This window comes from Cronobacter turicensis (assembly GCF_041222865.1).
Lineage (GTDB): Bacteria > Pseudomonadota > Gammaproteobacteria > Enterobacterales > Enterobacteriaceae > Cronobacter > Cronobacter turicensis.
This window is the reverse complement of the sequence record NZ_CP165997.1, coordinates 3,158,852-3,171,644: the sequence shown is the minus strand read 5'-3', so window position 1 is coordinate 3,171,644 and position 12,793 is coordinate 3,158,852. Positions and strand designations below refer to the sequence as shown.

The window sequence follows — 12,793 nt, the reverse complement described above, 5'->3', positions numbered from 1 at the left end:
AGGGCCTTGAGAATATCACGGAAAACCGGAAAGGAAAACGGTTGCGTAGGCGTGAGAACGGCAAAAACGCAGGCAGAATCAGAACGGAAAGGCTACCAGTTCGACGTCGTCGGGGGTGACTTTGATCATTGACCCTTCGCTGTGCCAGGCGCCTAACACCACGCGGTGCGCGGGCTGGCCGTTCGCCTCAAGCGTGTGCGCGGCGGGGCGGTGAGTGTGGCCGTGAATGAGCCACTGCACCTGCTGGCGTTCCATGGTATCGACCACCGCCTGCGGGTTGACATCCATGATGGCGAGATCTTTCTGGCTGTTGGAGGCTTTGCTGCCGGCGCGCATGCGGGCGGCGATACGGCGGCGCAGTCGCAGGGGGAGCGCGAGAAATAGGGTTTGCAGCCACGGTTTATGAACTTTGGCGCGAAACGCCTGATAACCGGCATCGTCAGTGCACAGCGTGTCGCCATGCATGATCAGCACGCGTCTGCCGTAGAGATCCAGCACGTGTTCTTCCGGCAGCAACTGCATGCCGCTTTCGCGGGCGAAGCGACGGCCGAGCAGGAAATCGCGGTTGCCGTGGATGAAATAGCAGGGAACGCCGAATTGAACGAGCGCGCGCAGGGCGGCGGCTATCTCGCGGTGCAGCGGTTGCGGGTCGTCATCGCCGATCCAGGCTTCAAAAAGATCGCCCAGGATATAAAGCGCGTCCGCTTCACGTGCTGTACCGGCTAAAAAACGCAGAAAACCGGCGGTAATCGCCGGTTCTTCTGGGCACAGATGAAGATCTGCAATAAAGAGCGTCGCCACGAATTACTCGCTGACGGTTACGCGCTCGATAATCACGTCTTCTTTCGGCACATCCTGATGCATGCCGCTGCGGCCGGTGGATACGCCTTTGATTTTATCAACCACGTCCATGCCTTCTACCACTTCTGCGAATACGCAGTAGCCCCAACCCTGCAGGCTTTCGCCGCTGAAGTTCAGGAAGTCGTTATCTGCAACGTTGATGAAGAACTGGGCAGTCGCGGAGTGCGGCGCCTGCGTGCGCGCCATTGCCAGCGTGCCGCGGGTGTTCTTCAGGCCGTTGTTGGCTTCGTTTTTGATAGGATCTTTGGTGCTTTTCTGTTTCATGCCCGGCTCAAAGCCGCCGCCCTGAATCATAAAGCCATTGATTACACGATGGAAAATGGTGTTGTCGTAGAAACCTTCGCGGCAATATTCCAGAAAGTTTTTTACCGTTTCCGGCGCTTTGTCATCAAAGGTCTTGATTACGATGTCGCCGTGATTGGTGTGAAAAGTAACCATGTCTGCATCCTGTTTTGTTTCAGTGGTGCTTCGGCTTCCGAAAGAAGCCACAGTAGGAGGCTGTTATAGCATAACTCACCGCTTGCTTCACCTTGCAAAGTGGGGTGCTTGCGCTTTCAATTATGGGTAATATAGGGGTTTTATCCGCTTACCACACACTGACACGGAAACTTCTGATGTTAAAAATCTTCAATACCATGAGTCGCCAGAAAGAAGAATTTAAGCCTATTCATGCCGGGGAAGTCGGCATGTACGTGTGTGGTATTACCGTTTACGACCTCTGTCACATCGGCCATGGTCGTACGTTTATCGCGTTTGACGTCGTCGCGCGCTACCTGCGTTTTCTCGGCTATAAGCTGAAATATGTGCGCAACATTACCGATATCGACGACAAAATTATTAAACGCGCTAACGAGAACGGCGAAGATTTTGTGGCGCTGGTGGACCGTATGGTCGCCGAGATGCACAACGATTTCGATGCGCTGAATATTCTGCGCCCGGAAAGCGAGCCGCGCGCGACGCAGCACATCCCGGAAATTATTGAAATTGTTGAGCAACTGATCGCACGCGGCCATGCGTATGTCGCGGGCAACGGCGATGTGATGTTCGCGGTGGAGAGCGACGCGGATTACGGCAAGCTCTCGCGCCAGGATCTGGAGCAGCTTCAGGCAGGCGCGCGCGTGGAAGTGGCCGACAGCAAACGTAACCCGATGGATTTCGTACTGTGGAAGATGTCCAAGCCGGGTGAACCGAGCTGGCCGTCGCCGTGGGGCGACGGGCGTCCGGGCTGGCATATTGAGTGTTCCGCGATGAACTGCAAGCAGCTCGGCAGCCATTTCGATATTCATGGCGGCGGCTCTGACCTGATGTTCCCGCACCATGAAAACGAAATCGCTCAGTCGACCTGCGCGCACGACGGCGAATATGTGAATTACTGGATGCACTCCGGGATGGTGATGGTCGATCGCGAGAAGATGTCCAAATCGCTCGGCAACTTCTTTACCGTGCGCGACGTGCTGCAACACTACGACGCCGAGACCGTGCGCTACTTCCTGATGTCCGGCCATTACCGCAGCCAGCTGAACTACAGCGAAGAGAACTTAAAGCAGGCGCGCGCCTCGCTTGAGCGTCTCTATACCGCATTGCGCGGCACTGACCGCAGTGTGGCGGCCGCAGGCGGCGAGGCGTTTGAAGCGCGTTTTATCGAGGCGATGGATGACGATTTCAACACCCCGGAAGCGTATTCGGTGCTGTTCGATATGGCGCGTGAAGTGAACCGCCTGAAAGCGGAAGACAGCAGCGCGGCGAATCAGTTAGCCGCGCATCTGCGTAAGCTTGCCGCCGTGCTGGGCCTGCTGGAGCAGGAGCCGGAGCAGTTCCTGCAATCGGGCGCGCAGACCAACGACGATGAAGTGGCGGAGATCGAAGCGCTGATCGTTAAGCGTCTGGAAGCGCGCAAAGCGAAAGACTGGGCGGCAGCAGATGCCGCGCGCGATCGTTTAAACGAGATGGGCATCGTTCTGGAAGATGGCCCGCAGGGCACGACCTGGCGACGTAAATAAGAAAAAGCGGCGAAAGCCGCTTTTTTTATGCCTGTGGTTTACGTGGTTTCGGCAGGTGCGCCTCGCTGACCTGCCCTACGAATCGATGCGACATTCGTTGTAGGGTCGGTAAGCGAAGCGCACCCACCATAAAAGATAACGCGCACCCACCGTCATCCATCACGCCGATCCGCGCGCAATCAACTGGCCCGAAAGCGTAATACGCTGCGCGGGCAGACCCGGCTCGCGGATAAGCCGCACGATCAACCCCGCCGCCTGGCGCCCGGTCTCTTCGCTGGCGGAAGAGACATAGGTAAACGAGGGCGACGTCAGATTCACGTGCATCATGTCCTCAAAGCCAATCAGCGACACCTGCTGCGTCAGGAACACATCTTTCCCCACGGTACGCCCCACCTGATGGATCGCCTCCAGGCAGCCGATAATCGCGTGCGGCGAATGGCACAGCAGGGCGGTGATTTTATTGTTCGCCTCAAGGAGCTGTCGCACCGTCTGGCTCACCGCGAGCGTCTCTTCAGCGCAGGCGGGCGCGAACTCATCACGCCACGGCAAGCCGTATTGCGACAGCGCCGCGCGGTAGCCGAAAAGCCGCTCCTCACGGATAAGACACCCCGCCGTACCGCCGATATAGGCGATATTACGGTGGCCGCGTTCAATCAGATAACGCGTGGCGAGCCCGCCTGCCTGGCGGTTATCGCGCACCACGCTGTTGAGCTTCTCTTCTACCGGCGACTGCGACACCACGACCAGCGGCAGCGTACTTTGCACGACCGGCGCAGGCAGCGCGCGCTGGGTGGAATCGGCGGTCAGATAAACGACGCCCGCCACGCCCTGGCGGGTAAACGAGACAAAACAGCTCTCCAGACGGCCCGTTTCGCGCCCTGGCTGGGTGAGGAACACCATAAAGCCCTGCGCCTCCAGCGCCTGCACCAGGCTTGCCGTCACGCGGGTCGAAAAGGGATCGTTGAGATCTTCGACGACCAGGCCAATCAGGTTCGACGTTTTACCGCGCAGGTTAGCGGCCGCGACATTATGCACGTAGCCGAGCGCCTCAATGGCGGCATGCACTTTGTCGATGGTCGCGGCAGAGATTTTTCCCTTCTCGCGCAGCACCAGCGAGACCGTCGAAACCGAGACGCCCGCCTGGCGCGCCACATCGATAATGCTGACCTTTTTCATCTGCCCTGAATTATCCTTTTATCGCTGATGTCGCGGGCCTGGCGTCAGGCCCGCGCAGGCGGCGTTATTTCCCCGTCATGCCTGACAGGCTCTGCGCAATAAACTGCGCGCGCGCCCCGAAAATCACCTGAATGCCGTTATCGCCCACAAACACCACGCCGCGCGCGCCAAGCCCGTTCAGCCCGTCTTTATCCACCAGCTCCGAACGCGCCACTTCAAGACGCAGGCGCGTAATGCAGGCGCCAACGCTCGTGATGTTCTCTTTACCGCCCAGCAGGCCCACAATATTGCCCGCCAGCTCTGCATCGGTTTTATCATCCACGCTGGCAGTGACATCCACGCGGCCCGGCGTTTTCACGTCAAAACGGCGGATCACAAAGCGGAAGGTGAAGTAATAAATCATCGCCATCGGAATGCCGACGATAACCGCGTTCAGATAATGCGTCTGATAGCCGTTAAAGGAGGGCAGGATGCCGAACGAAATATAGTCGATAAGCCCGGCGGAGAACGATTTGGCGATATGCGCATCCAGTAAATACATGCACATATACGAAAGCCCCGCCATGATGGCGTTAAATACATACAACACCGGCGCGACAAAAATAAAGGTAAATTCAACCGGCTCCGTGATCCCTGTCAGAAAACAGGTCAGCGCGGCGGAGAAAAGAATACCGGAAGCGATTTTCTTATTCTTCGTGCTGGCCTCGTGATACATCGCCAGACACGCCGCCGGCAGCGCGAAGAGCATCAGCGGGAATTCGCCCTGCATAAATTTACCGGCGTTCTGGTAGGTATTGCTGCTGAAGCTTTTCACGCCTTCTTCCAGCATTTTGAACCAGATGGTCTGGTCGCCGTGGATAACCTGCCCGGTCTGGGTCGTGTAATCGCCAAAAGAATACCAGAACGACGGATACCAGATATGGTGCAGCCCCAGCGGGATCAGCGCGCGTTCCACCAGCCCGAAGATAAACGTCGAGGCTGCCTGATTATCGCCGTTGACGATAACCGACAGCGCGTCGATCCCCGCCTGAATGTGCTGCCACACATACGGCAGCGCCAGCCCCAGCAGGAACGAGAGAAACGCCGCGGCAATCGCCACAAACCGTTTGCCGGAGAAGAAGCCCAGGAATTCGGGCAGTTGCAGCGTGTGGAAGCGGTTATAACACCACGCGGCGAGAATGCCTGAAATCAGCCCGCCGAACACGCCCATCTGGAGCGTCGGAATGCCGACCACCATGGCGTATTTGCCGCCGCTCGCCGCCATTTCCGGCGTGATGCCAAGCTGCGTGCTGATGGTGATGTTAATGATAAAGACCGAGACCGCCGCCGAGAGCGCCGCGATGCCGGATTCCGACGCCAGACCGACGGCGGAGCCGATGGCGAACAGCAGCGGCAGGTTATCGAAAATAACCCCGCCCGCGTTCATCATCAGCGGCAGATGGAATTTATCGCCGAAGGCCAGCAGCAGACCGGCGGCGGGCAGCAGCGAAATAGGCAGCATCAGCGCGCGGCCTATCATCGACAATTTTGAAAGCGATTTAACGAAACCTGTTATCAGACTCATACCGATCCCCCGATTGGAACAGCCGGGCTTTTTCGCCCTGTTTTATAGTAGGTAGAACGTTCTAGTAGAACGTTCTACCTATGCTGTGGGATCGCGGCCTTTTCGCGCAACATCTATTTAACGTTTCGCCAGAAGATTTGCTGATTCTTTGAAGTCGGTTGGAAAACGGGCCGGCAGGCGGCACGCGCAAACAGGATAAGAGAGTAGAGAAGGGCAATAAGAAAAGGTTCTGAAGCGGGAAATCAACGCCCCCTCGCCGAGAGGGCGTGGGGCGTTACGCCGTGACTGTGACGCTCTGGCCGTCGAAGCTGACGGTCTGCCCGGCGACGATTTTGCAGCGCTTGCGGGTTTCCACCGCGCCGTCGACGGTCACCAGACCTTCGGAAATCACGATTTTCGCCTGCGCGCCGCTTTCGCTCCAGCCTTCCAGCTTCAGCAGATCGCACAGTTCGACGTGAGGGTGTTTACCTAAAGAAAATGTTGCCATGTTATGCCTCCTCGCCGTCATGGTATTCAACGCACGCCTGCAGCGTGTTCTGGATAAGCGTGGCGACCGTCATCGGGCCGACGCCGCCCGGCACCGGGGTGATATAACCGGCGCGCGCTGCGGCATCTTCAAACACCACGTCGCCGACCACTTTGCCATTTTCCAGACGGTTGATGCCGACATCAATCACGATGGCGCCTTCTTTGATCCACTCGCCTGGAATAAAGCCCGGCTTGCCGACCGCGACAATCAGCAGATCGGCATTTTCGACATGCTGACGCAGGTTTTTGGTGAAGCGGTGGGTCACGGTGGTGGTACAACCCGCCAGCAGCAGCTCCATGCTCATCGGACGGCCGACGATATTGGACGCGCCGATCACCACGGCATTCAGGCCATAAGTGTCAATGTTGTAGCGCTCAAGCAGCGTGACGATGCCGCGCGGCGTACACGGGCGCAGACGCGGCGCGCGCTGGCACAGACGGCCGACGTTGTACGGATGGAAGCCGTCCACATCTTTATCCGGCGCGATGCGCTCCAGCACTTTCACGTTATCGATACCGGCCGGCAGCGGCAGCTGAACCAGAATGCCATCAATGGCGGCGTCCGCGTTCAGTTCATCAATCAGCCCCAGCAGTTCGGCTTCGCTGGTAGTTTCCGGCAGATCGTAAGAGCGGGACACAAAGCCAACTTCCTCACACGCCTTACGTTTGCTGCCGACATAAATCTGCGACGCCGGGTTCGCGCCGACGAGCACGACCGCAAGCCCTGGGGCGCGTTTTCCGGCCGCCACGCGCGCTTTTACTTTTTCGGCAACTTCAAGCCGCACCTGCTGCGCAATCGTTTTACCGTCAATAATCTTTGCTGCCATCAGAGAGAAGATTCCGTCTGTAATCAAATGAAGTGGGGATGAGGATATTCTGTCAGAAGCGCGCCGTGCTGTCAGTTTTCGTTTGTGTCTTTCGCTCAATTGTCCAGCAGGCGGTTCGAAAGCCATTGACTCACCTGGTACTGACCGTATAATTCCAGGCGTTTCACACTGCTACCGGCAGATAAAACGTGAAACGCCTCTTCACGAGGCGCCCTTAGCTCAGCTGGATAGAGCAACGGCCTTCTAAGCCGTGGGTCGCAGGTTCGAGTCCTGCAGGGCGCGCCATTAAATTTCAATAGCTTACGCCTCTTTAAAATCCTCCTGACTTCCTGTGTGGGACATATTTGGGACACAAAACCCTAAAATGGAGTCAATTTGGCGCGCATGCTCAGTCAGGTGATTAGGTGCGAGATGTGCATACCTGCGAACCATTTCAATTGACTCCCAGCCTCCCATTTCCTGCAGAACAGACAGTGGCACTCCGGCCTGAATAAGCCAGCTCGCCCATGTATGCCTCAGGTCATGGAACCGGAAATCCTCTATGCCCGCTCTACGGCAAGCAGAGTTCCATGCCCGCTGGTCGTCAACCCTCATCTTCCTGACCTGATCTGTTGCAGAGCCATCAGGGCGATTTCCCGCTTTGGTATGGACGAACACCCATTTGTGATGATTGCCGATCTGTTCACGCAATACCCGGCAGGCTGTATCATTCAGTGCTACGCCAATAGCCCTGTTTGACTTGCTGTCCTCCGGATTGACCCAGGCAACACGACGCTGCATGTCGATTTGTTGCCATTCCAGATTAATGATGTTCGACCGCCTTAGACCAGTAGCTAGCGCAAACCTGACAACTGATTTAAGCGGCTCAGGACATTCATTAATCAACCTTTCAGCCTCTTCAGGCTCCAGCCAGCGAACGCGCTTGTTCCTCACCTGCGGTATTTTTATTACCGGAGCCTTTTCCAGCCACTTCCAGTCCCTTTCTGCAGCGCGTAGTATTGCCTTCATCAATGCCAGATGCTTGGCCTTAGTTGAAGTCGTTACAGGCCTGCCTTCGAATACCGGAAACTCCTTTCCTTTTCTCTCTGCTGCCGCGCATTTCTGTATCCAGATTTCCTTTGCTTTCCTGTTCTGCATCTTACTGACGGCCGTGTAAATCTTCGCCTCAGTAATATCTTTCAACTTCATCCCTTCAAAATGCTCAAGCCAGAATCCCATCCGGCCTTTATCAGTATCGAGCGATTTCTTATCAGCTTTTTCCTCAAGCCAGCGTAAACAAGCCTCTTCGAACGTTACGTCAGGGAAATCACCAAGCCTGTCTACTCGCCAGAGTTCTGACTTCCTTCGGTCATGCAGCTCTTGCGCTTGCCGCTTGTCCGCTGTGCCAAGAGATTCCTTAATTCGCTTCCCGCCCGGGAGCGAGTACGATGCGTACCAGATTTCACCTCTGCGGAAGAGTGACATATCAATTCCTCTCGTATGCCATCACCCACGCTCACGGCGACAGTATGCAGCGGAGATTTGAGGGCTGCAATGCAAGCCTGGCGAGTGGTGAGGTAGGGGGATTTGGGTTTTGATGGGTCTTTGCGGGTGGCCTGTAGTCGTCCTGACTTTATCCAGTTTGTGGCCGTGGGTCTGGATATGCCGAGCATGGCGCAGGCCTCATCAAGCGTGAGGCTGTATTGTTCCATTCGATTATCTCCAGGCGTAAAAAAGCCGCCATCAGGCGGCCTGTTCATCTTCACGGTTGGTTAGGTCATAAAACTGACCGTACGTTAGCTTCTGGAAGCTCTCGGGGATTACCACATCACCGTGACGCTCACTTTTGTCGTTTGGGATAGCGAAAACCAGGGCATCATCACGGCCCGGACACCTACCGCCATACGTGGTCAGCATGGCAAAACCGTATCCACGTCTTGCTTGGCCACCGATGCCTGTGCGCATGACACCATAATGATCAATGATGTACGACTCCCATAGCGGCAAAGCCTTGAGTTGCTTGTTGGCCTCATCCTTTACCGCTTCCAGCGTTTTTTGATACTCACGGCCTTCTTTGCTGTTTCCTTTGCCTCGCGCGATAACAACTCGCTTACCTTCCCAAAAATCCTCGCTTTTGATGGTCACGGGCGCAGGGAATGCAAAACCTTTTTCCCACACGAAAGCCTGTATCAGCCCGCCCTTATCTCCCCAGCTGCTGCTATTTGTCCATGCGATAGCTCCAACCTTATCAATAGCCGCCTGCATGATTTCGTTTCGCTCTTTTCCTATTTGGTCGTATCCATCAATAAGCGCCTTCACTTCCGGCCCTTCAACGATGTAGTAGTCGTAATGTTTGCTCTGGTCAGACATAAATTTCTCCAATAAAAAACCCGCCGAAGCGGGTCATGGTGTTAACTCAAAATTGTCATCCCACGGTGGGAATGCCTGCATCCTTCCATGCGACATGATGTACTCAGTGGCGACCGCCATCGACGTCGGCTTCTCGAACTCCAGCATAAACACATCGTCGTAGGCTTTCCCTAGCCACCACCCGCCGCCGTATTCGCGCGCACGTTGAATGAGCACCCATCGACCTGGCGTTATGCGGTGATGTATCTCGCCGCGATAGATGATTAAGTAGTCCGAGTCTTTGCTCATGCCGCGCCTCAAAATAACTGTATTTATATACAGTAAATTGCGGTGGGTGGGCTGTCAATTCTTGCCCGGCGCTGCGGCTATCGGGAATACTGACAAAATAACAACATTTGCAAGTCCCAAATCGTTGTAATCCGCAATCATTTTGGTTGCTGATCGCATGCTCCCCGTGCTCCATGGGCCATTTAAACGAATCTCCGTTGCCCCGTAACGCCCTCCGGGGTAACACCAAGAGACCAGATACCAGCATCCGCATTTTTCAGGCACAACAGGTACAGACTCCGCCCGCTCCCGCAGCGCCAGCACAGACAACAGGCGTTCGGTTAACAAGCGCTGCGCCTCTCCGCTCTGAATATCCGGCTCACCCGGCCCACCGAATCCAGCAAAAAAATCTGCAATTTCGCTGGCGATTACTTCACTTATTTCGCTCACGCTTCACCCCCTGTCTCTTTTGCCTTACGCTCAACCTCACGAACAGCAAACGAAAGGTCGTTCAGCAAGATAACGGCGGCCATGATGTTGCTGTGAAGCTGCTCGTCAATGCGATTTAGCAGTATGCGCTGGTCAGGATGCCGTTCTTCAAATCTCGCGCGCTCAATCTGCCAGAGGTTGGCCGCCTCTAAGGTTTTGTTTGTCGACACTACTCACCCCCTGTCTCAAGATTGATGCCCACCACGCAGACCTCATCAGTCGGGCTGGCATTCTTCCGGTTACTGCGACATACAAGCGCCCAAAAATTCATATCGCAAATCAGTGCAACGCGCATTTCCGCCGTCAGGCGATAGCCGAGCTTATTTGACTTGCCAACTGACCGCCGACGCTTGCGCATTAACTTGCGTACGTGCGCCGCGTTAACCTCAACCTGACGATGCCTTGAGGCATAAATACCCTTAGGTGGAATCTTACGAGCCTGTTTTTGATAGGCGCTTAACAGGTCATGTACGTCTGTAAATTTAGCCATGATCACTCTCTCCCCGTCTCAAATTGATGCCCGCCAGATACACTTCGCCCCACGGCTCGCCCGTTTGTTCCTCAAGGCGGTTAATCAGTTCGCCGATTGGTAACGGTTGAATGGCTTGCCGCTCCAACTCGGCTACGCGCTTCTCTGCGGCCTCAGCGCGTCTCTCTGCCGCAATTCGATGCTCAAGCCCTTGCCCCTGGCAGATATCTATCAGGCGCTGTTTCTCTAAAAGCTCCGCAATCTGCGCGTCCTTGGCTTCCAGCGCTGCTATCAGCTCCAGCACCGCTTCAGGAGTGCATAGCCGGAAAAACAATTCGTCAGCCTCTCCGTTGTCGCCAACAAATCCGTACTCGTTGTTTTTGTGGTCTGTCACGAGAACTAGGGAGCCGTCAGCGCCGACGCAGCGATATTTGATACTCCCGCTGCCGTCGATTCTGTCTCCAATGCGCCCAGGCGTAGCGGCCAGTGCTGCCGCTTTCAGTTTTGCTGTGTAGATGGTCATGTGGCACGCTCCTGCTTCTGTTTGTTGTACACAGCCCAACTAAGCGCATCGAGTTTGTCACGTCCCGCTTTATCGTACATGTGGATACCGTCACTAGCGGCGTGCTCTTTCTTGACCTGCTCTTCAAGCTCAGATAGCTGATCGTATGAGAGCGTTGCGAGCTTAAGGCGATTCCAACCAAAGTTTCGTATTCTGCTCATGCGGCACCGCCTTGACGCAACTCGACTGCGAAATCGCTGGCAATATTTACTGCCTCATCAAGTCCTATCATTTCGTCTTGACGGCAACTTACGATTGAATTGCTAATTTTCAGGCAAACAGCATCAACAGCGCTGGCCCTTACTTCGCGCAGGAATGCGTCGGTGGCTGGGGTTTCGGTGTCAGCTTCAAGCCATGCGTTGTAGTGGTAATCAAACATGCCTGTTGGGTGTCCACAGCCGCCATGTGCGTGGGTTTCCATTGCTTCACCACACATGCAGTAGCTGTTGTCGGCATTGTTGATAATCTGGATGAGTTTCTGCATTCGGTTGTTCAGCGCCGCATTCTCCGCAGCCAATTGCTCGCACTGCTTCGTCTTTTCGCGCAGCGCCGCTGTAGTCACATCAAGCTGAGTCGCCATCTTGCTCAGCATCTTCGCGATATCAATCAGCGGCTCGTTGTCGAGGCACTTCGCCAGCTCATGGCCGGCTGCGATTAATTCGTCGTTGTTTTGCGTTCCTTCGGTTTTCATGCTGCCTCCTCAAAATTAAAGCCAAGCTGACAAGAGAACGCCTCGCAAGACTCAGAGCATGAGCCTGTATCGTATTGCCGCATTGATGTCATTCGCGATGCCAGTTCGTCGCGTGACGTATCACTGAAAAGGGCGATCAGAGATTTGAGCGTGTTATTGCCGCGGTACATAACCGGCTCCCTTCCAGTCCTGATTTCTGTGTCCAGGATGTTGATGAATTGCTCTGCCAGCTGTGGTTCGTCCATCACAGCAAGCGCGACCTTTTGCATGCTTTTCTTGATGCAAAATACGCAGTTACCCAGATGCTCCTGAATTCCAAGATCGAAGGGCTTCTCAGCCCACCAATCGATAACCTCCTGCTTTTCAAAGTCACTAATATCTGCCAGGTAACTAAATCCCTTTGTCTCTTTAAGTCGACTTTGTTCGTCTATACGAATGCCCAGCCATGTGTGGTACTTTCCCTTCCCGAATCGCTCCTGGCAGTATTTTGTGAAGGGCACTGACTTCATTCTGTCGGTGCAGAACGCGCCGCCGACATACGGGTGTCCATACTTGTTCAGCATGCGCTTCCACGGGATGAGGTCCGGGCCAATTTCATCCACTGAAAGCTGTTCATATTTGCTCGGCTTACCCATTTCCGGGTCGGGGATAACACGCAGGCAGTGAAGGTCAATTCCCCAATGTCTCACCACGTTTCTGACAAACTCATACGTCTTTGGGTGCTCGGCGCCGGTGTCCATGAAGACATAATGCACATCCTCTCCAGCTGCGCGTCGCTGCTCCATCAGATGCACCAGATAAGCCGACGTTCTGCCGCCAGAAAAACTCACAACCTGAGGAATTCTCATTTCTTCGCTCCAAACCAGCGATTCAGATAGCGGTTGTTATTCACAGAGCCGAAGCTGTTGCGTTTCATGAGCTCTTCGCGGCTCGGCATCGGCTGAGATTTGACGCGAGCGGCCAGCTCGCTTTGTGTGATAAGCGGGTCATGTGTAATCATGGATTTTTCC

18 protein-coding genes, 1 tRNA gene and 1 pseudogene are annotated in these 12,793 nt (G+C 55.2%); 2 read left to right on the top strand and 18 right to left on the bottom strand.

Translation table 11 applies throughout. The annotated features are described in order from the left end of the window. Positions 1 to 78: 78 nt before the first annotated feature. Both lpxH and ppiB read right to left on the bottom strand, forming a co-directional pair. Complete coding sequence (gene lpxH / locus AB8W27_RS15265) at positions 79 to 801, bottom strand: UDP-2,3-diacylglucosamine diphosphatase (RefSeq protein WP_012815613.1); 723 nt, start codon at positions 799 to 801, stop codon at positions 79 to 81. Positions 802 to 804: 3 nt separating this feature from the next. Further along, positions 805 to 1,299, bottom strand: coding sequence for a peptidylprolyl isomerase B (ppiB, locus tag AB8W27_RS15260; protein ID WP_007767850.1), 495 nt, complete (start codon positions 1,297 to 1,299; stop codon positions 805 to 807). Between the two features lie 176 nt (positions 1,300 to 1,475). Here ppiB and cysS point away from each other — a divergent pair, with 176 nt between their 5' ends. Further along, positions 1,476 to 2,861, top strand: a complete 1,386-nt coding sequence (cysS, locus tag AB8W27_RS15255) for a cysteine--tRNA ligase (protein WP_012815614.1) — start codon at positions 1,476 to 1,478, stop codon at positions 2,859 to 2,861. Positions 2,862 to 3,020: 159 nt separating this feature from the next. Here cysS and malI read toward each other — a convergent pair whose 3' ends face one another. From malI to folD, 4 genes are all read right to left on the bottom strand, one after another. Beyond that, a complete protein-coding gene (gene malI, locus AB8W27_RS15250) occupies positions 3,021 to 4,037 on the bottom strand; it encodes a Mal regulon transcriptional regulator MalI (RefSeq protein ID WP_012815615.1) in 1,017 nt (338 codons plus the stop codon). 64 nt (positions 4,038 to 4,101) lie between these two features. Next, the gene (locus AB8W27_RS15245; RefSeq protein ID WP_041923289.1) at positions 4,102 to 5,601 is read right to left on the bottom strand and encodes a PTS transporter subunit EIIC; all 1,500 of its coding nucleotides are present in this window, start codon (positions 5,599 to 5,601) and stop codon (positions 4,102 to 4,104) included. Between the two features lie 274 nt (positions 5,602 to 5,875). Continuing rightward, positions 5,876 to 6,088, bottom strand: a complete 213-nt coding sequence (ybcJ, locus tag AB8W27_RS15240) for a ribosome-associated protein YbcJ (RefSeq protein ID WP_004387141.1) — start codon at positions 6,086 to 6,088, stop codon at positions 5,876 to 5,878. Between the two features lies 1 nt (position 6,089). Next, entirely contained in the window at positions 6,090 to 6,956 is an 867-nt protein-coding gene (folD, locus tag AB8W27_RS15235; RefSeq protein WP_007706347.1) for a bifunctional methylenetetrahydrofolate dehydrogenase/methenyltetrahydrofolate cyclohydrolase FolD, read from the bottom strand. 208 nt (positions 6,957 to 7,164) lie between these two features. Here folD and AB8W27_RS15230 point away from each other — a divergent pair. Next, positions 7,165 to 7,241: transfer RNA gene (locus AB8W27_RS15230), tRNA-Arg, on the top strand. 15 nt (positions 7,242 to 7,256) lie between these two features. On the opposite strand, the gene AB8W27_RS15225 is transcribed toward AB8W27_RS15230, so the two are convergent. The 12 genes and pseudogenes from AB8W27_RS15225 to AB8W27_RS15170 form a co-directional block, all read right to left on the bottom strand. Continuing rightward, on the bottom strand, positions 7,257 to 8,420 hold the full coding sequence (locus tag AB8W27_RS15225) for a site-specific integrase (protein ID WP_012815617.1): 1,164 nt from the start codon (positions 8,418 to 8,420) through the stop codon (positions 7,257 to 7,259). A gap of 131 nt (positions 8,421 to 8,551) precedes the next feature. Beyond that, positions 8,552 to 8,647: pseudogene (locus tag AB8W27_RS15220) on the bottom strand (helix-turn-helix domain-containing protein); the annotation flags it as partial. Between the two features lie 31 nt (positions 8,648 to 8,678). Next, complete coding sequence (locus AB8W27_RS15215; protein ID WP_012815618.1) at positions 8,679 to 9,305, bottom strand: hypothetical protein; 627 nt, start codon at positions 9,303 to 9,305, stop codon at positions 8,679 to 8,681. 33 nt (positions 9,306 to 9,338) lie between these two features. Next, positions 9,339 to 9,593, bottom strand: a complete 255-nt coding sequence (locus AB8W27_RS15210; protein ID WP_012815619.1) for a hypothetical protein — start codon at positions 9,591 to 9,593, stop codon at positions 9,339 to 9,341. Positions 9,594 to 9,647: 54 nt separating this feature from the next. Then, on the bottom strand, positions 9,648 to 10,022 hold the full coding sequence (locus AB8W27_RS15205; protein ID WP_012815620.1) for a hypothetical protein: 375 nt from the start codon (positions 10,020 to 10,022) through the stop codon (positions 9,648 to 9,650). Continuing rightward, positions 10,019 to 10,231 (bottom strand): hypothetical protein, encoded by a 213-nt coding sequence (locus AB8W27_RS15200; RefSeq protein ID WP_012815621.1) that lies wholly within the window; start codon positions 10,229 to 10,231, stop codon positions 10,019 to 10,021. Before AB8W27_RS15200 ends, AB8W27_RS15205 begins: the two co-directional genes overlap by 4 nt. After that, positions 10,231 to 10,551, bottom strand: a complete 321-nt coding sequence (locus AB8W27_RS15195) for a hypothetical protein (RefSeq protein WP_012815622.1) — start codon at positions 10,549 to 10,551, stop codon at positions 10,231 to 10,233. Before AB8W27_RS15195 ends, AB8W27_RS15200 begins: the two co-directional genes overlap by 1 nt. Beyond that, positions 10,544 to 11,053 carry a hypothetical protein gene (locus AB8W27_RS15190; RefSeq protein ID WP_012815623.1) on the bottom strand — a complete coding sequence of 170 codons (510 nt, stop codon included), beginning with the start codon at positions 11,051 to 11,053 and terminating at the stop codon, positions 10,544 to 10,546. Before AB8W27_RS15190 ends, AB8W27_RS15195 begins: the two co-directional genes overlap by 8 nt. Next, positions 11,050 to 11,253, bottom strand: coding sequence for a hypothetical protein (locus AB8W27_RS15185; RefSeq protein WP_012815624.1), 204 nt, complete (start codon positions 11,251 to 11,253; stop codon positions 11,050 to 11,052). Before AB8W27_RS15185 ends, AB8W27_RS15190 begins: the two co-directional genes overlap by 4 nt. Then, on the bottom strand, positions 11,250 to 11,783 hold the full coding sequence (locus AB8W27_RS15180) for a hypothetical protein (RefSeq protein ID WP_012815625.1): 534 nt from the start codon (positions 11,781 to 11,783) through the stop codon (positions 11,250 to 11,252). Before AB8W27_RS15180 ends, AB8W27_RS15185 begins: the two co-directional genes overlap by 4 nt. After that, the gene (locus tag AB8W27_RS15175; RefSeq protein WP_041923290.1) at positions 11,780 to 12,631 is read right to left on the bottom strand and encodes a phosphoadenosine phosphosulfate reductase family protein; all 852 of its coding nucleotides are present in this window, start codon (positions 12,629 to 12,631) and stop codon (positions 11,780 to 11,782) included. Before AB8W27_RS15175 ends, AB8W27_RS15180 begins: the two co-directional genes overlap by 4 nt. After that, positions 12,628 to 12,783, bottom strand: coding sequence for a DUF2737 family protein (locus AB8W27_RS15170; protein WP_012815627.1), 156 nt, complete (start codon positions 12,781 to 12,783; stop codon positions 12,628 to 12,630). Before AB8W27_RS15170 ends, AB8W27_RS15175 begins: the two co-directional genes overlap by 4 nt. Positions 12,784 to 12,793: the final 10 nt, after the last annotated feature.

Excerpts from the sequence above, each read along its gene's own strand:
- AB8W27_RS15195 (WP_012815622.1), bottom strand. The coding sequence starts at position 10,551 with ATGGCTAAATTTACAGACGTACATGACCTGTTAAGCGCCTATCAAAAA.
- AB8W27_RS15190 (WP_012815623.1), bottom strand. The coding sequence starts at position 11,053 with ATGACCATCTACACAGCAAAACTGAAAGCGGCAGCACTGGCCGCTACG.
- ppiB (WP_007767850.1), bottom strand. The coding sequence starts at position 1,299 with ATGGTTACTTTTCACACCAATCACGGCGACATCGTAATCAAGACCTTT.
- AB8W27_RS15245 (WP_041923289.1), bottom strand. The coding sequence starts at position 5,601 with ATGAGTCTGATAACAGGTTTCGTTAAATCGCTTTCAAAATTGTCGATG.
- AB8W27_RS15215 (WP_012815618.1), bottom strand. The coding sequence starts at position 9,305 with ATGTCTGACCAGAGCAAACATTACGACTACTACATCGTTGAAGGGCCG.
- AB8W27_RS15170 (WP_012815627.1), bottom strand. The coding sequence starts at position 12,783 with ATGATTACACATGACCCGCTTATCACACAAAGCGAGCTGGCCGCTCGC.
- AB8W27_RS15225 (WP_012815617.1), bottom strand. The coding sequence starts at position 8,420 with ATGTCACTCTTCCGCAGAGGTGAAATCTGGTACGCATCGTACTCGCTC.
- folD (WP_007706347.1), bottom strand. The coding sequence starts at position 6,956 with ATGGCAGCAAAGATTATTGACGGTAAAACGATTGCGCAGCAGGTGCGG.
- cysS (WP_012815614.1), top strand. The coding sequence starts at position 1,476 with ATGTTAAAAATCTTCAATACCATGAGTCGCCAGAAAGAAGAATTTAAG.
- AB8W27_RS15185 (WP_012815624.1), bottom strand. The coding sequence starts at position 11,253 with ATGAGCAGAATACGAAACTTTGGTTGGAATCGCCTTAAGCTCGCAACG.
- ybcJ (WP_004387141.1), bottom strand. The coding sequence starts at position 6,088 with ATGGCAACATTTTCTTTAGGTAAACACCCTCACGTCGAACTGTGCGAT.
- AB8W27_RS15210 (WP_012815619.1), bottom strand. The coding sequence starts at position 9,593 with ATGAGCAAAGACTCGGACTACTTAATCATCTATCGCGGCGAGATACAT.
- malI (WP_012815615.1), bottom strand. The coding sequence starts at position 4,037 with ATGAAAAAGGTCAGCATTATCGATGTGGCGCGCCAGGCGGGCGTCTCG.
- AB8W27_RS15180 (WP_012815625.1), bottom strand. The coding sequence starts at position 11,783 with ATGAAAACCGAAGGAACGCAAAACAACGACGAATTAATCGCAGCCGGC.
- AB8W27_RS15175 (WP_041923290.1), bottom strand. The coding sequence starts at position 12,631 with ATGAGAATTCCTCAGGTTGTGAGTTTTTCTGGCGGCAGAACGTCGGCT.